We start from the raw sequence: 19,873 nt of genomic DNA, 5'->3' as shown, positions 1-19,873 counted from the left end.
CGACAGGCGGTACGACGTCGAATCGGCGCAAGCCCGCGACGTGCATGCCCAAGGGTTCGAAAGTCAGTCACATGTGATCGTGGGTCCGCTTCGCCGAAGTACTGCCGACTGGGCGGTGAACCTCAGATAACCCGACGGTGTCGGCGCCGCCCCGTCAGCGGCGGGGTGGGCGTGGTTCCGGTCGACGCTGGCTCTTGGTTGCCCGGTCGGCGTGCTCCTTGTCAGGGCCTGGCGGACGCGCCGGGACGGATGGCGGGGCCGATGGCGCGACGTCGATGGGCAGGGTGGCCACGAGCCGATAGCGCAGGTCTTGAGCGGGCAGTTCCGCCAAGGGCTCGTCGTCGACGAGCCGCCGTACCGTGGCGGGCACGTCGTGGCCGTCGTTGTGGGCCAGCTGCATCATCGCGGCAAGGGCCGGCCAGTCGGTCTGGGAGGTCAGTCGCGGGTCGACCTCGGAGGCGAGTGCTGCCCAGCGCTGAGTCGGGGTCTCCTTGAGCGCGGCGGTCAGGCGATCCTTGACGCGGGCGGTGTCGTCGAGCCGGGCCCGGGCCGCGGCCCGCGGGTCGCGGTTCCATTCCAGGACACTGGCCGCGAGCCGGGAGCGGGCCGCGGCGGGGGACAGCGTCAGCCGGGAGGCGACGGCGTCGATGCCGGGGATCCAATGCTGCTCCGGTCGGGCGGCGAGGACGTGGGCGGCGTCGTGGAGCGTGACGTCGCCGGCGAGGTGGGTGAGTCGCTCGTCGAGCAGGATGTCGCCGAGTGGCTTCGCGGTGACCAGCGCGCGCTCGAGGGCCGCCGCACCATCACGCGCGAGGATGCCGGCCGGGTCGAGGCCGGCCGGGAAGGTGGCCGCGCCGGGGTCCAGCCCGTGCTGGGTGAGGAGCCAGTAGTCGCGTTCCGCGGCGACACGTCCGGCGAGGTCCGCGTCGGTGGCCACGACCAGAGGCCGGCCGATGGCGGCGATCTGGGCCGCCTGCTCATCGGTGAGCGACGTCCCCAGAGGGGCGACACCGATGTGGCGGCCGCCGGTGGCGAGGGTGACCGCCCAGGCATCCAGAGGACCCTCGACGAGGACCAGCGTCGCGACGGCCGAGTCCAGCTCGGGTACGAGACCGAAGACCTGCGCACCCTTGTGGAACAGGGCCGTATCCGCGGTGTTGAGGTACTTGGGTCCGGACTTGTCGTCGTCCTCCAACCCGGGGTTGCGTCGGGCGACGAACCCGAGGACATCTCCCTCGTGAACGATCGGCATGACGGCCCGGTCGCGGAACCGGTCGATGAGCCGTCCGGTCCGTGCCGCGGCCGTGACGCCGGCCGCCGTCATCTCCTCATCGGTGACGCCGAGGCGGCGCAGGTGCGCGACCAGGCTGGTCCACCCGGCAGGTGCGTACCCGGGCCGCAGACCCGGTGTCCGGGCGGGATCCTGGCCGAGTCGTTCGGTCAGGTACTGCTGCGCCCAGCTGCCGTCGTACCGCTGGCGGTAGTAGTCCAGCGTCAGCTGGTTGATCTCAAGCATCCGTGCGGCGGTGACGGGCGCGAAGTGGAGTTCGGCGGCACGGGCCACCTGGAGTTCGATCTCGGCGTCGCTGGGCTGCAGTGGGCGCATGACGGATCGCTCTAGGGCAGCCAGCTGCAGCTGGGCGTCGATGGAGAGTTCCGGCTGGTCGACGAGGGCCAGGTTCTCCTCGAGGTCCTCGAGTTCGGGCTCGAGGAGTTCAAGCGGTGCGAGGCCGGGTTCAGTGCCGCCGCCCTCCGGCGGCAGCCATGCCTCGGGCGACCCCGGGTGCGGTGCCTCCGCGCCCGGATCGACGTCCCAGATGTCGTGCGGGGCGTCGTCATCGGGGTGCGGGATGTCGAGGTCCTCGGCCGCAGGTGGCGGGTCCGTCAGCACAGACAGACGCCAGACCATGGCCTGCGCGGGGTCGGTGTCACTGTCGTCGACGACAGCCACACCCAGGAGGGCCTCCAAGGACCAGCCACGTTGCAGCGCCTGGTCGACAGAGCTGACCAGCGCTGGCCACCAGCTGCTGCTCCGGAACTGTTCGAGGCCGGTGGCACCCACCTTTGCCGCGAGGTCGGAGACCCAGTCCGAGGAGAGGTTGTGTGCCCGGTCGACCTCTTGAGCGACGGCCGGTGCGATGTGCCGGCTCATCCGCCACCACAGGGCGGCGGCCGCGTGATCGTCGGGCAGGGCACCTTCACGGATGGCGTTGCCCAGCAACCGCCGGGTGTCGAGCCCGGCCCGAGACATCGCGGCCAAGCGCTCGGCCAGGAGCGGGGCGAAGTCGTCCCCGGCCGCGGCCGGGGCGGTGCGGCGAAGCAGCTCGCCCCACTCCTGCAGGGCGGGGGAGCGGTCGCCGACGACGGCGCTGTCCAGGCGTTGCTGCCACCGCGCCGGAGCCTTCTGTAGCTGGGGTGCGCCGGTGGGCCGGCGATCGTTTTCGGGCACCTGCATCGCGGCGCGCCAGACCGCGACGTCGCCGAGGGTGGTCGCCTCGGGCCGGGCCGCGCCCTGCCGTGCCCAGGCAGCGGTGGGCCCCGCCTCGGCGCCGGCGCGGACGCGGGCGGCGAGGTCGGACACCAGGTCGGCGCGCTGACGCAGGTATGGACCCCACTGGGGGTGCTCGGCCAGGCGCGGGGGGATGGCGGGGATCCACGGCAGGGGGCCGCGCCCGCAGGTGCGGAGCCCGGTGTCGTCCAGCCGCCAGTCCAGGACGGCCGCCCGGTCGCCGGCCGTGTCGAGTTCCCGACCGTGGGCGGCGTTGGCGAGGGCCACTGCCGGGTCGGGTCCGGTGGCGGCGAGCAGGATCAGGTGAGCGCGCAGGGTGGGCCACGCCGGGTCGCCGGTCAGGCCGTCAGCCACGGCCTCGGCGGCTCGTTCGAGACCCTTGAGGGTCTCGCGGGGGAGCAGCTCCTCGGCGGCGACATAGAGCGCGTCGGTGTAGCGGGTCGTCGCCTGACCGAGCTGGGTGCCCGGGTCGGCTGCCTGCCGGGCCAAGGTGGTTGCGGAGAACGGGGAGTCGTCTCGGGCCAGGACGCGCTCGAGGAGCTCGGTCGCGGTGGGTGGGGCGATGCTGTCCGGGCGGATCGCGTTGTGCGGATCGCCGTCGCTGACGACCTCCAGGTAGACGTGGTTGGCCAGCCGTCCCCTGGTCAGCATCGTGTACAGCTGCTGTCGAGATTCCTGGCCGGTGGCCAGGCCGTGGACGGCGTCGACCGACACGCCTTGGGCGCCGTGCACGGTGGTGGCGTAGCCGAGCTCGGTCGAGGTAGCCACATAGTCGGCCGGGAGGGTGATGATCCGGCCGCTGCGGGTGTGCTGCACGGTGAGGGACCCGGCCCCGGCCGCGGGGGAGTGGGCACCCAGGACGGTCCAGCGGTCGCCGTTCTTGACCCAGTCGGATGCGGTGACCCGCAGCCGCCGGTCGTTGGCGCGGGTGATGACCAGGTCCCCGACGGATGCCTGGTTCCCATCGGCCAACGCCACCGCGCGGGATGCTCGTTCGATCGGGTGGGCGTGCTCGAGTCGGTGTGCACGAGCACGGCTGTTGAGGTCTGAGACCAGGTCACGGGTGGGCGCGAGCATGATCGCGTCGAGGCCGGCTGCCCGGTCGGCCTCCCAGGCGGTGAAGACGTCCTCGGTCATCGTGGCGAGGTCGCCGACATGGACCCGGCCGTGGTCGAGGTAGAAGCCCAGGGCGTCGGTCTGGCCCTCGCGTAGGGCCAGTGAGGCGGCCCCCTCCGCGGCGTCGGCGAACCGCATGAGCTCGGTGAGACGCAGCGCGCCGCAGGTGGCGTCGATGTCACGCAGCACCCCGCCGGCGCCGATTGCGGCCAACTGCTGGTCGTCGCCGATGAGGCGGACGCTGCCGCCGCGGGCGGTGATCCAGTCGACGGCGACGTCGAGGGAGAGGGTGTCGGCCATGCCGGCCTCGTCGATCACCACGAGGGTGTCCGGGCCGATCTGGGTCGCCCACTCGGGCACTTGGCCGTTGGCGAGCTCGTAGGTGAGCTTGGCCAGGGTGTCGGTGTGCACGGAAGCGTCCGTGGCGATCTGGTCGCGCAGGGCCGCGGCCGCAGCGGCAGAGGGGGCGAGCCCGATGATGACGCCGCCGCCGTTCTCCCACGCCCTGGCCAGGGCCCTCATAGCCGTGGTCTTGCCGGCTCCTGCCGGAGCGATCGCCAGCTGCAGGCGGGCGCCGGAGGTGGCCATCCCGCGGACCAGTGCGACCTGCCCGGCATTCAGGGTGACTCCGTTGGCGGCCGTCTCCAGCAGCGCCAGGTCGACCGCCTCGAGGCTGATCCTGTGCCCATCGGCGCGTCCTGCCGCGGCCACCAGTCGCTGTTCGGCGGCGAGCACCCGTGAGGAGGTGTAGTGCTCGGCCCCGTGCACGGTGTAGACGCTCTGGTCGTCGCGCCGGCGCAGCTGTGCCGGCGCGGAGATCCCGTCGCCGTCGGGCGACAGTCGCACCGAGTGGCGGCGCAGTGCCTGGTCGACCAAGGCGTCGGCGACCCTGTCGACGTCGGCTGCCGGCAGGTCGGCGGACCGGGCTCGCCGCAGTGCTTCAGCCCGGACGTGCCACACCTGCCAGGTGCTGCGGCGAGCCTCGACGGTGGCCACGATCTGCTCGGCCGTGCCGGTCATCCAGGCCTCGTCGAGCGTCGTCGGCGCGGGCGCGTGCGAGGCCATCGTCGAGCGCACCATGGACGCGAGGGCCGACTCGTCGCCGAGGACCTCGACCGCCTGCTGGTGCCACGACTGCCGCTGCTCGGCCAGGCTGCGGGGGGCCTTCTTGGCCTCCCGCGTCTCCAAGGTGGCCTGCTGCGCCAGCTGGATCGACTCAACTTCAGTGGGCGGGCGGCCGTGGGTGGCCTGGAACTGCTGTGCCAGCTCGGCACGCCGGGCCTCGATGCTGGCTCGCCGGGCGGACCAGCGCTCGTTCAGGCGTGGGTCGACCCCGACGACTTCCCGCACCGGACGCTTGCGAGCATCGGGGTTCGGCCGATCCTCGAAGCGCAGACTCAGGTCGGCCCGAAGGTGCTTCTCCAGGGAGGTGTTGTACTGCTCACTGGCCGACACGTTGGCCTTGAACAGGACCCGGCCGTCAATGCTCAGCCACCGGCCGTCGTCGGTCTGGACCTTGTTCGCCACCGCCACGTGGGTGTGCAGGTCGGGGTCGCCGGCGCGGGAGTCGCGGTGGGTGAAGGCAGTCGCGACGAGACCCCTCACGTTGACCTGCCGCACACCGTTGGTGCCCAACCGGGTGAACAGGGCGTGCTCCTCGAGGAAGGTGAGCGCGTCCTTGATGGCCGCCTGGTGAGCCCGTTCGATGCGTGCGGCGGTGGCCGGGTCGGCGATCGCCCACAGAGTGCTGACGCTCTTTACGGGAGAGAACGTGAGGTCGTATCCGGCGACCGCGGTGGTGCGAGGGCGGGAGTGCTTGGCGATCGTCGCGGCGATCTCTCGGGCATCGGCCGGGTCCCGCCCGTGTTCCTTGCGGAAGAACTCGACCGCGACCTCGGAGCGGATCCGGGCCCGCTCTTCGACCGAGACGGCTACCTCGCGGACCGCGGTGCCGGTGACGCCGCGGCTGAGGTTCAGCTCGGCGATGCGTTGGGCGACCTCGAGCCGGAACGCGGACACGTCCCCGCTGTAGACCTTGTAGGGGACGCCCAGCCGGGTGACGGCTTGGTAGTCCTTGTCGGTCAGGTCGGGCCCCTGCAGCTGGTCGCGGCGCTGCTGCGCGAGCGGGTGGTGGCCCGACCCGAACAGGGCCTGCATCTGCTCAGCGGTGACGACGTCACCGGCCGACAGTCCGTCGATGCCGGCCATCCCGGACCCGACCCACTGACCCGGCGCCTCGCCCTTGGCGGCGTAGTAGCTGGCCAGGCCGGTGTGCCCCTTCTCGGTCACATCCTGGGCAGCGACCTGGCGGGTCAGGTAGTCGTACCCGCTCCCGGCCGTCAGCTTGTGGATGGACATGGTCACACCTGTAGAAAGCCTCGCTAGGCCGCGCTGGTGGACAGTAGTTGCACCTTCAATGCTGGTGGGGGGTCGGCTTCATAGGTATCCAGAAGCCGCGGGGTCGGGCGGCTGGGGTGATCGTGTCTGCCGCCGTTGTGGCGGCGGGCTCACGACGTAGGCATGTGTGTGGGGGGCATTGCTTCCCGGGCCGTGAGACGGGCGCGCACACTGGACTCATGAGCGCGGAACCGGTCATCACCGATAGCGATGTGCACGATGACGGGAGCGTCGGGTGCTGGTGCTGCGACACCCGCGACGTCCCGGACCGGATGGTCCACCTTGGTAACCACCCTGAGGTGCACCTGTGCCTGCGATGCGCCCATTTTGTGCACCAACAGGCGTGGCAGATCGAGGACGAAGGTCGAGGTGGCCCAGCGGCTTTCGCTCGAGACAGGTTCCGCAACCTGCGTGCCGAGGTGATGCGCCGGGGGTGGCATCAGAACCGGTTTATCGGCGGCCGGCTGCGCTGGCTGGGAAAGTACCTGCCATGACCATGGATATCGAGCTGCTCGTCGTGTCTGATTGCCCGAACGAGGCCGCCGCTGCCGCGCTGATCGCGACCGCTGTGGCGGACACGGGCGTGCGGGCCACCATCACCCGCACGACGATCGTTAGCGAGGACCAGGCGCAGCAGCGCGGTTTCATCGGTTCGCCAACGATCCTGCTCGACGGTGTCGACCCGTTCGCCGTGCCGGCGGCTGCGGTCGGGTTGGCGTGCCGGCTGTATTCCACCCCGAATGGACTGGCTGGTGTGCCCGGCCTGCGAGACCTTCGCCAGGCACTTAAGCGGGTAGCAGCGGGCTGAACCCTGCGAGGCCGGCTCAGCCTTGGTTGATACGCAGGGCGGCATAGCGGGACCACGCTGTGCCGGCTTGTTTGGCATGCCGTTCGGTGGTGCTGGTGCGGTAGCCGAGCATCTCTCCGATGATGGCTGGCGGTGCCTCAGCAACGAGCTGTCGCAGAGTGAGGCTGCGCGCGGCTCGAGGCTGCAGCCCCAAGGTCGCCAGCCGTAGCCGCAGACTGGTCGGATGCAACGGCAGGGTGCCGTGCCGGCCGGGGAAGAGCCATGGGCAATCCGGGTTCGCGGCGGTGGCGCGTCGAGACTTCTCGAGGTAGTCGAGCAGGACTTGGTCGAAGGGTGCCGGGACCGGGGCGGGCGGCTGCCCGAGCCGGATCTCCAGGTGGCCGGTGCGGTCGCGCCGGATGTCCTGGGTCGTCAGGCGGGTGATGCGCGGGATGGGTTGGGCGTAGAGAAGCAGCAGGGTCAGGGCAACGCGGTCCAGGCCGTCGAGTCGATCGTCGGTGGCCGCACGGTGCAGCCAGGAGAGCCGCTCGGACTGACGGAGCGGTATCCCCTCGGGGTGGTGCTGGGGCGGAATACGCAGGCCGGGTGCGCGGCCGGTTCGTGCAGCCCACCGTAAGAAGGTCCCGACGGCGGCTCGTTGCCCGACGGTGGCCACGGTGACCCACCGGTCCAGGTCGGCCTGGCCTAGCGTGTGCAGGCTCTGGTCTTGGTCGCGCAGCCAGGCCAGGAACTCGAGGGCCTGGCGCAGCAGGTACCGGTTGCCCTGGTCGCGGTACGCGTGCAGCCGGCTGCGGGCAGCGGCCTGGTGCAGGCGGCGCTGCAGCTGCCAACGGAAGTACTGTTCCACGGTCCGCCGGTCGTCGGCATCGGGGATGGCGACCAGGAACGCGGTGGTCCATTCCTGAATGCGGCGCAACGTGGTGTCCAGATCGGGGAGCACGCCGGCGGCGATGAGCAGCTGGCGCAGGTGGGCGACCGCCTTGTACGGCTGCAGGGCGGCCAGGCCCTCGTGAGTGAGCGGCACCTGCCCTTCGGCCAGAGCGCGCAGCAGGCGCATGGTGTGCGGCTTGGTGAGCCACAACAGGCCGGTGCGCGGGCGGCCCATCGCGCACAGGTGCTCCAGCAGCGGCACCAGGTCGGGGTTGACCTTCCCGGTGCCGTCGTGCAGCGCTGGGGTGAGCCGCTCGCGCAGGACACACCGGCCGCAGACGCCCTTGTAATGGTTCCAGCCTTCGAGGCGGCACCGCGTGCAGGTGAAGTTGCCGATGCCGCCGGCGCAGTCGGTACAGACCGGTCGGGCCTGCGCGTCGCGTCCGGGGAGGAGCCGGTCGGTTCCACACCCGGGGCAGGTGCCGTAGGTCTCGCAGGCCGTGGCGTAGCAGCCGGAGCAGATGGGGCCTTCGGGCCAGGCGCGGACGGCCACGACCACGCCCCGCACGCGTGGGGTCCGGGGTCCACCCGGTGGCGAGGGCGGTCGTAGCGGCCGCCGGCAGCGGGCACACACCGCCCGGTCGGCGCTGGTGTGGGTCATTGGTCGTCGGCGCCGGGCGGCGGGGTGATCACCGCCCGCACCGGGCGGATCACCGGCCCGTTGCGGGCCCGTCGCGGGTGCCGTTCGGTGTCGCCGATGGCCCGTGGTTTCACCCCGACCAGGTGGGTGTTGGTGTCGATCAGCTCATCGGTGGTCACCCCGAGTATGTGGCACAGCGCGGCGAGCACGGTCAGGTTGAGCCGGTCGGGGGTGCCGGTGACCAGGCGGTGCGCCTGGGAGGTCGACAGGGTGATCCCGTGCTCGGCCAGGTGCCCGATGATGTCGGAGGTGGCGTACATGCCGTTGGCGGCCATCACCTCCCGCAGGCGCCACGTGTAGGTCACCTGCCAGAACTGAGCCATCAGTGATCTCCTCCGGTCGAGGTATCGGGCCCCAGCGCCAGGGCCGCGGCGGCCGTGTTGTTCAGGACCTTGCGCAAGGTGCGGACCCGGAAGTCCGAGGACACGCACGTGTACAGACTGGTGGTGGAGGCGTGCTCGTGACCAACCTGCTCCTGGACGAACCGGGGGTCCCAGTTGTCCTCGAACAGGTGCGTGACGTAGGAACGGCGCAGCGAGTGGAAGCTCAACGCCGGGTCCAGCCCGAGTTCGCCGCAGTAGCCGCGCAGCCGGTGGTCCAGAGTGCCGGCGCCGACCCGGTCGCCCCGCTCGCTGGGAAACAACGCCGGACCGGTTGCGTGCTCGAACAAGGGGCGGACCTCCACAACCCACTGACGCAGCACGTCAACGGTCCACGGCCACACGGTCAGCACGCTGCGCCGCTTGGGTGGCGACCCGCGCTGGGCCTTGCCGTACCGCACATTGAGCACCCCGTAGCTGCCGAACTCCGGGGCGTGCGGGTTGGCCGAGAAGTCGGTCAGGTCCAGCATCCGGGTCTCGTTGCGCCGCGTCCCGTACCCGTAAGCCACCTTCAAGATGACCGAGTCACGGAACACCGACGCCCAGCCCTTGACCCCCAGGCCTTGCCGGGTCGAGGCCCTGGCGTCGACGTGTTCCAGCAACATCACCAGCTCGGACCGGGTGAACGCCCGACGGGTCGGCTGGCCCTCGTAGTCGGCGACGTGCGCCGCGGCGTTGGCCTCGTTGATGATCTGTACCGGGGTGACCCCGAACCGTTCCTGGCACACCGTGGCCCACTCATACGCCGGGTCGATCAGGTAGTCGCAGAACCCACGGATCGTGACCTGCAGGCCACGGATCGTGGACAGGCTGCAGTGCTTGACCGAGCGCAGGTCGGCAAACCACTCATCGGCGGTGGCCATCGTCCAACACCACGGGGACTCGTTAGCATGCGCGACCAGCGCCCGGACCTGCCGGGTGCGGGTCCGGATGGTCGTCGGGGCCAAGTTCCGGGCCAGCATCTGCTGTTCCCAACCGGTCAGCATCGCCTCCAGAACCCGCGCGTCAGGATGCAACAGGCCCACGCCGTCCGCGAGCAGGGTGAGCGCGGCTCCGGCCGGCCTCTCACGCCGATCGGCCATGATCGCCACCTTTCTAGATCCCGATAGGCGGGAGATTATCCCGTTAAACGGGATATGGGAAGCGGCCGTGGCGCCTGACCTGCTCCGACGCTTTGCTGGTCCCGAAGGCCGCCCCGGCGTGTCATCGCGCGCCGAATGCCCGCACCCGTGCTGACCTGTGACACCTCCCGGCATGTCCGGAGACCTGATTCGTTGGAAGGATGCAGGTCATGGGACGTCCGTCGAAGTACTCCCAGGAGTTTCGGGAGCGCGCGGTCCGGCTGGTGCAGGAGCAGCGGGGCGAGTACCCCTCGGAGTTTGAAGCGATCCGTTCGGTCGCAGCCAAGCTCGGGGTGGGGTCACCGGAGACGGTGCGCAAGTGGGTGCGCCGCTCCGAGATCGATGCTGGCGCGAGGCCGGGGATGACCACGGCTGAGCACGAGCAGGTCAAGGCCCTCAAACGGGAGGTGGCCGAGCTGCGGCGGGCCAACGAGATCCTCAAAGCTGCTTCGAGTTTCTTCGCGGCCGAGCTCGACCGGCCCGGGAGATGGTGATCGCCTTCATCACCGAGCACAAGGACCACCGCGTGGCCGACGGGCTGCGCTGGGGTGTCGAGCCCTTGTGCGCCGTCCTGTCCGAACACGGGGTGACGGTCAGCGCCTCGACGTACTACGAGTGGGTGCGCAAGGCGCCAACCCGTCGTCAGCTGCGCGACCAGGAGCTGACCGAGCTGATCGTCGCCGAGCGGGCCGGCTCCCGGCTCGTCGCCGCGCTGGGCAGCCGCAAGATGTGGCTGCACCTGCGCCGGGCCGGGCACGAGGTGGCCCGCTGCACCGTGGAGCGGCTGTACCGGGTCAACGGGTGGGAGGGTGCCCGGTACGGCAAGCGGCCTCGCACCACGATCCCGGACCAGGACGCCGCGCGACCGCGCGACCGGGTCGAGCGGGACTTCGCCCCGGTCGCGCCGAACCGGCTGTGGGTCGCCGACTTCACCTACGTGCCGACGTGGACCGGGATGGTGTACGTCGCCTTCGTCGTCGACGCCTTCGCCCGACGGGTGATCGGCTGGAGAGCCGCGACCTCGATGAAGACCGCGCTGGTCCTCGACGCGCTCGAGCAGGCCATCTTCACCCGCGCCAACGAAGGGGTCACCGACCTGTCCGGGCTGGTCAGCCACTCCGACGCGGGCAGCCAGTACGTCTCGATCGCCTTCACCCAGCGGCTCCTGGACGCCGGCATCGACCCCTCCGTCGGGTCCGTCGGCGACGCCTACGACAACGCCTTGGCCGAGAGCACGATCGGCTCCTTCAAGACCGAGCAGATCAACCGTAACGGGCCATGGCGTGACATCAACGCGGTCGAGGTCGCCGCGTTCGAGTGGGTCGACTTCTTCAACACCATCCGGCCCCACGAGTACCTCCAGGACCTCACTCCCCTCGAGGCCGAGAAGCTTCACTACGATCACGTCACCGCCCTGCCCGAGGCGGGGTGAAACACCAAACCGAGTCTCCGGACTCCCCGGGAGGTGTCACTGCACGACCACCGAAGTGGCGAGTCCCGCGAGCCGGGACTCGACACGTTTCCACCGGGAATGCATGAGGTGTGTGGCACTCGGAGTTCGGCTGTTTCGACGGGGGTACGTCGGGTCGGTCGGTGGTTGAAGGTGGCGCGGTGTCCACTCGGGGAGTGGTCGCGGCCTTAGCCGGGTGACAGGTTCCGCGATTCGGAAGGCACACACGCGATGAGTCAGACGCAGGACAAGCCGGTCAGGGGCCAGGCGCAGAGTGTCCGGCAGTTGGCCCGGCGGGCGGCGTTGGATGCTCAGGCCAAAATACGCGAGCAGCGGGTGGCCCGGGAGAAGCGGCTCAGTGCCCGAGGAGTCGAGGTCATGGTGGCCCTGGGCGAGCGGGACGAGCTCGTTCGTCGCTACGAGCAGCGCGCGGGGGAGGCGCTGCTCGCGATGACGTCGGCTGAAGGCCTGAGCGTGGACGAGGCGATCCAGTGGTGCGGGGAGGGGCTAAGCCGTAGGGAGGTGGCACGGTTGTGCGCGCTGGCCGACTCGGACGGCTCGACGGCGTCCGACGAGGACCGGGCCGACTGAGGCCGCTGGTAGGTGCTCGTCGACTGGATGAAAGGGTTTGGCGCTGCTCGGCCTCGTCGCCCGTCAATCGGCGCGACGGTGGCGTACGCGATGTTGCTGCAGGCGCTGGACAAGAGCACCGCAGTCGGGGCAGCTGTGTAGGTTCTGCCGTGAGGTCCACGCGTTTGTCGTTTCGGGCCACCACCAGCGGTGGGCGCCTTCGATGCCGTCGGGTTCGGGGAAGTGGCCCGTTCGTAGGCGGAGCCAGTAGTTGGCGCGGGTCCACCCGAATGCTTGGTGACGTCGCCTGCTCTCCACAGTGGTGGCCATGCCTTCTTGGCGATTCAGGCGACGTAGGCGTCTGAGAGTCGCAATTCCTCGGCGATCTCTTTGCGGCTGACACCGGCGAGCCAGAGATCATGAAATCGCGCCGAATCGTAGGTTCGGGGCCGGTTACCGTGACGCTCCGGCAGTCCGTCGACGACCAGCCGATAGCCGCTCGCGCGAGGCCCCGGCATAGGCCGCTCCGCGTCGGGGCCGACGTAGCCCATTGCGACCTTGAGCGCGACGTCGCGAAACTGGAGGTGCAGACGGGGGACGGAACTCGCCGTCGGCTCGACGTCCAGGTCGGGCACTGCCGCATCGAGGTCAAGAAGGGTGCTCGACGCGAACCGCGCCGACCATGACGACATCCTGATCTGGCTCGAGTCGGTGTTTGCTACCAAGCACCACATCCCACCGACGCCATCCGCAATCCGCGAACGACTCGGCGCAGAGTCCCCCGGTCATAAGCTCGACCACACCACACTTGCGGACCTCTACGAGCGCAGCAAGAACATGCCGGGCGTGGCCGTCAAGCGAGACCTGTGGTCCAAGCTGCTGAGGACCGCGTTCGGCTCCGCGTTCGACGACGACCCAGAGTTGTTCAGTCAAAGCGCGCGATCCGACGCACCAGGTCAAGCACGAACGTCTCACCACCGTCTGCCTGAGGACCCAGTCGAAGAAGTCCTCCTCGACGACCCCATAGATCTGGGCCTCGCGGAACCGGGTTCCGCGGGTGACCTCGGCGGCGGTCAGCTGGTCCGCGACCAGGTCGAACCCGACGACCGCGTGGGCGATCGCCTCCGCGGTGAGCACCAGCAAGGTGTGGTCGATGATCCGCGACGTTTACCTGGGGGAGAACATGGCCCCGTATCGCCCACTCGCGCCCCGCCGGGCGGTCCTTCCCCTCGCCACGGATCGCATCATGACGCGCTCCGAGGTGGATGCCCTGCCAGGTGCGAGCCGGTGGTGGGCGGACGTCGAGGCGGCCTGGGAAACCGGGCGAAAGCCGACCGAGACGCTGCCTCTGCTTGAACGATTCGACTACCAGAGCCAGCTGTCCGCCCAGCTTCCCCTTGCGACGCATCGGGTGGTCTACAGCAAGGCTGGCAGTTCGCTCGCCGCAGCTCGCATCGCATCGAGCGCGGCCGTGATCGACCACAAGCTGTACTGGGCGGCCGTCGGATCAGCCGACGAGGGACGGTACCTCGAGGCGATCCTCAACAGCCACACACTGCTGGAGCGGGTCCGGCCACTCCAGACCAAGGGGCTGTTTGGTCCACGTGACTTCGACAAGTACGTCTTCCACGTCCCGTTCCCGGTCTTCGACCCCGCCATCCCAGAGCACATCGCGATCGCCCAGCTGGCAGCCCAAGCTGAACAGGTCGCGGCCGCCGTCGACCTTACGATGATCACGAAGTTCACCGACGCTCGAAACAAGGTCCGCACAGCCCTCGACGACGCCGGTCTTGCCCGAGCGCTCGAGGTGGCGGTTGGACAAGTCCTCCCGACCTTGACATCCAGGGCGACCGGCCACTCAGCCCACGCGATCCGGTTGAACCGCGTTTGGCCTCGACGGCCAGACGAGGACTTTCATCGAACGCTGGTGTTCGAAGCACGGCTTTAACTGACGCGGGTGCCGTCGTCCCGGCTTTCGCCGGCGAAGGACCCTACGACGGCCCGCGGTCTCTGGATCGAACGCTGGTCGTTCACCCACCGGCGACGTATGCCGTGCGGGTCGCCGTCGACGAGCTGGCACAACAGGGTCCGGGTCGCGGATGCGCTCCGTCGGCCGTTGAGACCACGTCGGTGATTCCGGTCGTGGTGCGGGAGTGCAAGGTCTGCGGGTCGGTCGGATGGTCCGCCGAGACCGGGCCCTGGGGGCTCGTGATCGGCCACGGCACGCAGCCGGTTGCTGACGGAGCCGTGGATTGGGGTGTGTGGTAATCACCGTGGTCCACCAGCTGACTCGCGCGCCGCGCTGCGGCAGGAGTGACCGGGCTGAACCCTCCTCCTCATCAAGCGACGGATGTAGCCCGCTCCTCCTCGATGCCGTCGAGAAGGCTCCTTAGTGTGCGGGTGGGCATCGCCGGAGACTCAGGGGCGCGGTAGCTCTCGTTCACGAGCTCGCGCAGTTCTAGCGCTCGCCGGAGCCGGTCGGTCTCCAACTTGGGTCTCCAGTGCGGTGGCGTCTGAAGCAAACGGGTGGCGTCGCTTGCTCGTGAGTGCAGGTAGTGGCTCTTATGGTCGATGACCGGACCGAGCAGCGAATTCGCGCATCCCTCGATACGGCATCCGAGACGGGTCCGCACGTCGCTGTTCTCGAGCAGCTGGCGTGCACGCTTCATGCTGACCGTGGCCGCGAGGCCCGGAAGGTAGACACCCTGCCAAATGCCGCCCTTCCTCTTGCCGTCCTGGTCCAGGACGGGGGGTCGCTTCTGTCGGGCGATGTCCGCGGCGTGACTGACGTGCTCCATCTGTCCGATACCCATGGAGTAGCCGTCGACGTGCCCGAGTGCGAAGGCGGCTTGTCCAATGTTTCCGGAGCGACCGAGGATCACCCTCATGCCGGCGGTTCGGAAGATGTCCGCGACCTTGAACGCGCTGCGGATCTTGGGGATGCCGTCGCCCTCGCCGCCCAGGGGGGTGAACCGCAAGTCGATCTGGGTGAAGCCGGCGTCGGAGTACTCGGCGGCGAGGGTGCCAGCGTCGTCGTGCGAGAAGCGGGACTTGAGCATCAGCACGGGCCGCACGGGTTTGTCGGTTGCCAGGATGGTGGCCTCGGCCAATGCGAGGTTGAGGCGACCGGCCCGCATCCCATCGACGTAGAAGTGCGGCGGGGTCAAGACGGTGCTGAAGTCGGGGTGCGCCGTCACCACCGCCTCGACCAGTCTCTGCCGGTGCGACAGGTTGAGGGCGAGCTGGTTAATGTCGAAGGGGGCGCCGACGTAGCCGGGCAGGCGGTCCAAGCCGTGGCCGGGGTATGCCAGGCGTTCGGTGCGCGGGTCGTAGAGGACGTCAATGCCAGCCGCGATAGCCGCTTCCGCCGCCGCCTGTTGGTGCGCTGCGGCCTTGGGATGCAGGGCGATGGCCGCGACGCCGCTCGAGCCACGGGCCAGGAAGTCCTCCACCTTGTGGTGGTCCTGGTGATCAAGCTGAAACTCGACACTCATGTCCGATGTCCTCCGTTGCGCCAAACTAGTGGCATAGTAGATGACAAAAGACCCGTCAAAGTTGGGACACGCCGATGAGTGCAATGGCCGATAGAGGTGCGCTGGCGCACAAGGTGACGGACATCTTCGATCATCTTGGGCTCACGCAGGACGAAGTGGGGCGCATCGTTGACGCCACCGCCCGATCCGTCGCCCGCTGGTCGAGCGGTGAGGTGGTCCCGCAACGGCTGAACAAACAGCGGCTGCTCGAACTGGCCTACGTCGCGGAAGCCGTGTCAGAGGTACTGCCCAGCGACCGCGCCAACGTCTGGATCTTCACCCCCAACCGGCTCCTGGACCATGACACGCCGGCAAAACGGATTCACGCAGGGCAGTACCGAGACGTGCTCAACCTGATCGAGGCCATCGCCGAAGGGGTCATTGTTTGATGCCCCTCGACGACGAGCTGGTCCAGCGGGTCGACCAGCTCGGGGCGTCGGCTTGGTCCGGCACCACCTACCGGTACACCACCGCTCGCCGCGACCCCCTCTCTGGGGCTGGCGCGCGCCTCAACGGCGGCCGCTGGAACCCTCCCGACATATTCGCCACCATCTACCTCGCCACGCCGATCGAAACCTGCCTGGCCGAGCTGGAACGGTTGGCCGTTTCGCAGAACAACACCGCAGCTGAACTGCTGCGGGTGCCGTACAAGCTGCACACGGTCAAGGTCACTAATCTGGCCATCCTCGACTTGCGAGACGCCAGTGCGCTGGCGCACGTCGGCATTGGGGAGGCAGACATCGCCGACGACGACTGGACCGCCTGTCAAGCCGTCGGGCACGCCGCCTGGTTCCTCGGCCTCAGTGGTGTCCTGGCGCCATCCGCCTCTGGCGCCGGTCACGTCCTGGCGGCGTTCGAAACCCGAACTGGCCCATCGCTGGAGGTGACGGCCAGCGTCCCGCTCACACCCGACCGCCTGGTCCATCGTTCAGACGGGGCCTCCTAGGGCCCGAGGGCGACGAGCAGGGGTCAGGCACCCACCGCGGGCACCGGCCCCGCGAACTCCGCTCCGGAATGGCCCGAGGACTTCCCCAGCTGAACGGCTCGGCGGAGCCGGGCCGAGCCGACCAGGTCGGCATTGCTGGAGTCTTCGGCCACGTGGTCGGCCCGCACGCCCGAGGCGATGCCGTTGCGGTGCCGCAAGCGAAGCACGGTTCGGCTCGAGACCCCGAACGCTTCGGAGATCTCGGCATCAGAGGCTCCGTGCGCGGCGAGCTCCCGGGTGGCCGCCAGATACTCCTGCCGAGTTAGCCGCAAGCTGGTATCGCAACCCAACCCGGCGCGGGCGGAGGCCACCACCCGGTCGACCGCAACCACGTCCACTGGTGCGGGCGTCGACGAGTCCACCTGCGGGGTGCCGCGGGGGTCGTCCAGCGTGTCCTCCTCCCACGCCAGGGGCGGTGCGTAGCCGCGGGCCCGGGCTCGGTCCCGACACTTCTGAGAGGGGCCAGGGGTCATGCTCAGCCGGTCGTAGACGTCACGCGTCTGGCGCCAACCTTCGGCACTGACCAGGTCCCGAGCCCGCGTGACGAGCTGCGCGGAGGGCACCCCCGCAGCCTCGAGATCGGCCTTGGGCCACCCGATCGCCATCAATGCCTGGACCCGGCGCGTCGCACCGATGCTGGGCACGTTTCCGTCCGCTTGCTCGAGCACGTCGGCAAGGGACAGGGTCGCGATCCGCTCTGCCGTGGTGCGTTGGACGAGCTCGTGGCGGCCGGCGACGATGTGGCCGATCGCGGTGTCGCTGAGGCCCGTTGCTCGGGCGATCGCGCGAAGAGGGACGTGGGCGTCGACCAGGTCCTTCAGCCGGCTCCGGGTGGCGTCAGCGGCGACGTAACGCCGCTGCCCGCGGGCACGGTCTCGCCTGTACGCAACATCCCAGGACTTGTTGGAACTCATGACGGCCACCCCTGACTGCTCGTCGACGACTCGTCGTAGCCCTAAGCGCGGGATGTCGGCTGAGTGGACAGGACCCCTTGCGACGACATGTCCACCAGGAGGTAGGCCGCAGCCCTTGGGGAGTGCGAGGAAGCGGGGAGAGGTGGTCATCATGCAGTCGTGGACACGAGAGCCGGCCATTACGGCGGACGTTGTGGTCAGGCTCGAGCACCAGCAGGTGGCCACCAAGGCATCGGCAGAGATCCTGCGCCGAACTCGACACCCTGCCGCAGCGGCGCGGCTCCTTGTCGCGGCTGCCGATCTCGCTGCGGAGATAGAGACCGTGGTGGCGGGAGGGCTCCCTCGCCACCGGGTCTGTCTCGTCTGCGGGTGCACTGACGCGCACGCGTGTCCCGACGGGTGCCACTGGGTCTGCGCCGACACCGGCGTCGACCTGTGCAGCCGATGCCTTCCGCTGCTCGACCCGAGCCATGTCCCGGCCGAACGCCTGGATCGGCTGCTGAGCGTCGTCAATCCAGACGACGACGCGCACCTGTGATGACACTCGACTGTGGGGCGCATGACGAGGTCTCACACGCCCACCACCACGGGAGCCATCCGTTGGCGTTCGACGCCCGAACGATGACGGCTTCCCGATGACCCGGTGGCCGAGAGCATCGCCTCGGCCAGCCTTACGCCGGCGATGTCACCAGTGCCAGCCGTGGCACCTGTGCGGACCAGTCAGCGCATGCACGCGTTCGTGCGTCGCTGCCGAGCTGGAGCACCGCAGCAGGAGGCGGGCGAGTGCGTCGGCCAGACCGGCCTGGCGTACGCGGTCATCACCGATCTCACGCAAGGTGGCTGCCCAGGCCCCCTCGCCCGCACCCAGCAGGTAGGACAGGGCGCACAGCGTCACCAAGGCGCCGGCAACTCCCAGCTGCTCGGCGATTACCGACTGCACCGCGGCGACCAGCGCGACGACGAAGCGGCCCCTCCAGGCAAGGGCCGCCAGCGGCAGCCTTCGGAAGGGCTGCACGAGTGCACCGACCAAGGCCCGGGTGAGCTGCCAAGGCAGAGTCCAGTACGCCAAGGCAGGGTCGGACCGCACAGCGCCGCTGAGCACGACGCCGGCACAATGTCCCAGCACCGCGGCCGCCTGGTCGACCGGTAGCTGTTCGTCTCGAATCGCGCCCATCAAGCCTCCCGAGACCACAACGGTTCGACGCCCCACCCCCACGGCTGCGATCGGCACCGCGTTGCGCTTCACCCGCACATCGAGGCGACCCATCGGGATGCCCCGCTGGCACAGCATCGCCACCGCCGGCGCTAGGGTGCCAATTTCGGCCTCGTTTAGCGCTCGCGCATGGAACAGGAGTCGGGAGGCCAAGGGCTCGCCCCAGCCCACCAGCAAGGCGAGCATCACGCCCAGCCCGATAACGAATGCCGCCAACCCTGCCAGCGGCGGCAGCACAGAGCCGAAGACGAACGTGAGCATCACACTGACCACGACAGCCGGCCCGCACGCCAGCACCTTCTTCAGCGACGTCGTCACGGTCTTCTCCTCTCCCGTCCATGCGATGCACTAGTGCTGACATCTCGACTGTCGACGGTGTTGACCGCCACGACAGCACCGGGGCCTTAAGGCCCATGAGAAGTGTCGTCCGCACCTACGACAGGCCCTGCCGTCTTATCCACAGGCTGAAATTCAGGCCTGTCAGCCCGCGCCGAGACCTGCAGGGATGGACACGACGATCTCGACGACGAGGAGAACCCCATGATGCGCACCGATGCCCTGACTGAGAGCACAAGCCCCGCTGCCTGCCTGGCGACCGCGGCCGTGCTCCTGGCGCGCGCGGCCGACCTCACTTGGGCCCAGGCGCAGACCGACCCCGACCCTCAGCTGCGCTTTCGAGGTTTGGGGCTGGACCTGGCCGCCTCCCGGGCCCTCGAGCTCACGCCCGTGGGCATCAGTCCCGTGCCCGTCGCCGCTCTGGCCGTGGAGGACCCGCTCGAGCTGATGCGCTCGGCCGAGAGGGCTCTGCGCGTGTGCCCGATCGAGGACCTTCCCGTTGGTTCGTCGCAGCTGGTCGTCGCCGTCTGCGACCTGGTCGGGGAACACGTCACATGACGGGCGTCGACCAGCGCAGCGTCGGCGAGCTACTTCTCGAGGCGGACCACACTGCTCGCGCGGTCCTGATCGACGTTGACGAGATGGACGCAGCCACCATGCTGCGGACGTGGGGCGAGGTCGTCCAGGCCGCCGCCGAGCTGTGGCACGCGCTGCCTGCGCCCACGACTCCTCAGCCAGGCGCCGAGCAGCGGACTCTCAACGATGACGACCTGACAGTGGTGCGGCTCCAGGCCATGGCCGACGCGCACCATCGACGGCACCGGACTGGATGGCCAGGTGAGGGCCCGGCGGACCAGCGTCACCTCGACATCGCCGCTGGCTTTGCTCGCGCCGAGGATCTGATCACTCGGCATCGCACTCCTGAGCCACCCTTGAACGCACTTGAGCTCTCAGACTTGGCCGCAGCCAGG

The 19,873-nt window shown here is 69.4% G+C and carries 19 protein-coding genes; 9 read left to right on the top strand and 10 right to left on the bottom strand.

What is annotated here, in order from left to right; all coding sequences use genetic code 11:
* Positions 1–154: 154 nt before the first annotated feature.
* Positions 155–5,983, bottom strand: coding sequence for a MobF family relaxase (gene mobF, locus HJG52_RS13195; RefSeq protein WP_171243993.1), 5,829 nt, complete (start codon positions 5,981–5,983; stop codon positions 155–157).
* 218 nt (positions 5,984–6,201) lie between these two features.
* Between mobF and HJG52_RS13190 the strand changes: the two genes are divergently transcribed.
* Entirely contained in the window at positions 6,202–6,516 is a 315-nt protein-coding gene (locus tag HJG52_RS13190; RefSeq protein ID WP_048551898.1) for a hypothetical protein, read from the top strand.
* On the top strand, positions 6,513–6,830 hold the full coding sequence (locus HJG52_RS13185) for a hypothetical protein (RefSeq protein WP_235432353.1): 318 nt from the start codon (positions 6,513–6,515) through the stop codon (positions 6,828–6,830). The genes HJG52_RS13190 and HJG52_RS13185 overlap by 4 nt, the downstream gene beginning before the upstream one ends.
* Positions 6,831–6,846: 16 nt before the next feature.
* Here the strand turns inward: HJG52_RS13185 and HJG52_RS13180 are convergent, their stop codons facing one another.
* The 3 genes from HJG52_RS13180 to HJG52_RS13170 all read right to left on the bottom strand — a co-directional run bounded on the left by HJG52_RS13180 (position 6,847) and on the right by HJG52_RS13170 (position 9,862).
* Complete coding sequence (locus HJG52_RS13180; protein WP_157635424.1) at positions 6,847–8,253, bottom strand: site-specific integrase; 1,407 nt, start codon at positions 8,251–8,253, stop codon at positions 6,847–6,849.
* A gap of 104 nt (positions 8,254–8,357) precedes the next feature.
* On the bottom strand, positions 8,358–8,723 hold the full coding sequence (locus HJG52_RS13175; RefSeq protein ID WP_171243992.1) for a helix-turn-helix domain-containing protein: 366 nt from the start codon (positions 8,721–8,723) through the stop codon (positions 8,358–8,360).
* The gene (locus HJG52_RS13170; protein ID WP_048551904.1) at positions 8,723–9,862 is read right to left on the bottom strand and encodes a tyrosine-type recombinase/integrase; all 1,140 of its coding nucleotides are present in this window, start codon (positions 9,860–9,862) and stop codon (positions 8,723–8,725) included. Before HJG52_RS13170 ends, HJG52_RS13175 begins: the two co-directional genes overlap by 1 nt.
* Positions 9,863–10,071: 209 nt before the next feature.
* Here HJG52_RS13170 and HJG52_RS13165 point away from each other — a divergent pair.
* Positions 10,072–11,333, top strand: a protein-coding gene (locus tag HJG52_RS13165; protein ID WP_171243991.1) for an IS3 family transposase whose coding sequence is annotated in 2 segments (ribosomal slippage) — positions 10,072–10,354 and positions 10,354–11,333 — 1,263 coding nt in all. Because the reading frame shifts where the segments join, the coding sequence is not laid out codon by codon here.
* Between the two features lie 249 nt (positions 11,334–11,582).
* A complete protein-coding gene (locus HJG52_RS13160; RefSeq protein WP_171243990.1) occupies positions 11,583–11,942 on the top strand; it encodes a hypothetical protein in 360 nt (119 codons plus the stop codon).
* A 323-nt stretch (positions 11,943–12,265) separates the two neighbouring features.
* On the opposite strand, the gene HJG52_RS13155 is transcribed toward HJG52_RS13160, so the two are convergent.
* Both HJG52_RS13155 and HJG52_RS13150 read right to left on the bottom strand, forming a co-directional pair.
* Positions 12,266–12,556 (bottom strand): hypothetical protein, encoded by a 291-nt coding sequence (locus HJG52_RS13155; RefSeq protein ID WP_171243989.1) that lies wholly within the window; start codon positions 12,554–12,556, stop codon positions 12,266–12,268.
* A 13-nt stretch (positions 12,557–12,569) separates the two neighbouring features.
* A complete protein-coding gene (locus HJG52_RS13150) occupies positions 12,570–13,058 on the bottom strand; it encodes a hypothetical protein (protein WP_171243988.1) in 489 nt (162 codons plus the stop codon).
* On the opposite strand from HJG52_RS13150, the gene HJG52_RS13145 reads away from it, so the two are divergent.
* Complete coding sequence (locus HJG52_RS13145; RefSeq protein ID WP_171243987.1) at positions 13,051–13,869, top strand: hypothetical protein; 819 nt, start codon at positions 13,051–13,053, stop codon at positions 13,867–13,869. The genes HJG52_RS13150 and HJG52_RS13145 overlap by 8 nt on opposite strands.
* 391 nt (positions 13,870–14,260) lie before the next feature.
* On the opposite strand, the gene HJG52_RS13140 is transcribed toward HJG52_RS13145, so the two are convergent.
* On the bottom strand, positions 14,261–15,373 hold the full coding sequence (locus HJG52_RS13140) for a hypothetical protein (protein WP_171243986.1): 1,113 nt from the start codon (positions 15,371–15,373) through the stop codon (positions 14,261–14,263).
* Positions 15,374–15,489: 116 nt separating this feature from the next.
* Here HJG52_RS13140 and HJG52_RS13135 point away from each other — a divergent pair, with 116 nt between their 5' ends.
* Both HJG52_RS13135 and HJG52_RS13130 read left to right on the top strand, forming a co-directional pair.
* On the top strand, positions 15,490–15,843 hold the full coding sequence (locus HJG52_RS13135) for an antitoxin Xre/MbcA/ParS toxin-binding domain-containing protein (protein ID WP_206070557.1): 354 nt from the start codon (positions 15,490–15,492) through the stop codon (positions 15,841–15,843).
* Positions 15,843–16,400 (top strand): RES family NAD+ phosphorylase, encoded by a 558-nt coding sequence (locus HJG52_RS13130; RefSeq protein ID WP_171243985.1) that lies wholly within the window; start codon positions 15,843–15,845, stop codon positions 16,398–16,400. Before HJG52_RS13135 ends, HJG52_RS13130 begins: the two co-directional genes overlap by 1 nt.
* A 23-nt stretch (positions 16,401–16,423) precedes the next feature.
* Here HJG52_RS13130 and HJG52_RS13125 read toward each other — a convergent pair whose 3' ends face one another.
* On the bottom strand, positions 16,424–17,353 hold the full coding sequence (locus tag HJG52_RS13125) for a helix-turn-helix domain-containing protein (RefSeq protein WP_171243984.1): 930 nt from the start codon (positions 17,351–17,353) through the stop codon (positions 16,424–16,426).
* Positions 17,354–17,495: 142 nt separating this feature from the next.
* Between HJG52_RS13125 and HJG52_RS13120 the strand changes: the two genes are divergently transcribed.
* Complete coding sequence (locus HJG52_RS13120) at positions 17,496–17,891, top strand: hypothetical protein (RefSeq protein WP_171243983.1); 396 nt, start codon at positions 17,496–17,498, stop codon at positions 17,889–17,891.
* 147 nt (positions 17,892–18,038) lie between these two features.
* Here HJG52_RS13120 and HJG52_RS13115 read toward each other — a convergent pair whose 3' ends face one another.
* A complete protein-coding gene (locus tag HJG52_RS13115) occupies positions 18,039–18,884 on the bottom strand; it encodes a hypothetical protein (protein WP_171243982.1) in 846 nt (281 codons plus the stop codon).
* Positions 18,885–19,106: 222 nt separating this feature from the next.
* Here HJG52_RS13115 and HJG52_RS13110 point away from each other — a divergent pair, with 222 nt between their 5' ends.
* Positions 19,107–19,460, top strand: a complete 354-nt coding sequence (locus HJG52_RS13110; RefSeq protein WP_171243981.1) for a hypothetical protein — start codon at positions 19,107–19,109, stop codon at positions 19,458–19,460.
* Between the two features lie 29 nt (positions 19,461–19,489).
* Here the strand turns inward: HJG52_RS13110 and HJG52_RS13105 are convergent, their stop codons facing one another.
* Positions 19,490–19,816, bottom strand: coding sequence for a hypothetical protein (locus HJG52_RS13105; RefSeq protein WP_171243980.1), 327 nt, complete (start codon positions 19,814–19,816; stop codon positions 19,490–19,492).
* Positions 19,817–19,873: the final 57 nt, after the last annotated feature.

It is taken from the genome of Knoellia koreensis, from assembly GCF_013041615.1.
GTDB classification, from domain to species: domain Bacteria; phylum Actinomycetota; class Actinomycetes; order Actinomycetales; family Dermatophilaceae; genus Pedococcus; species Pedococcus koreensis.
Note: the sequence above shows the minus strand (reverse complement) of the source record. Positions and strands in the feature narration are given on the sequence as shown.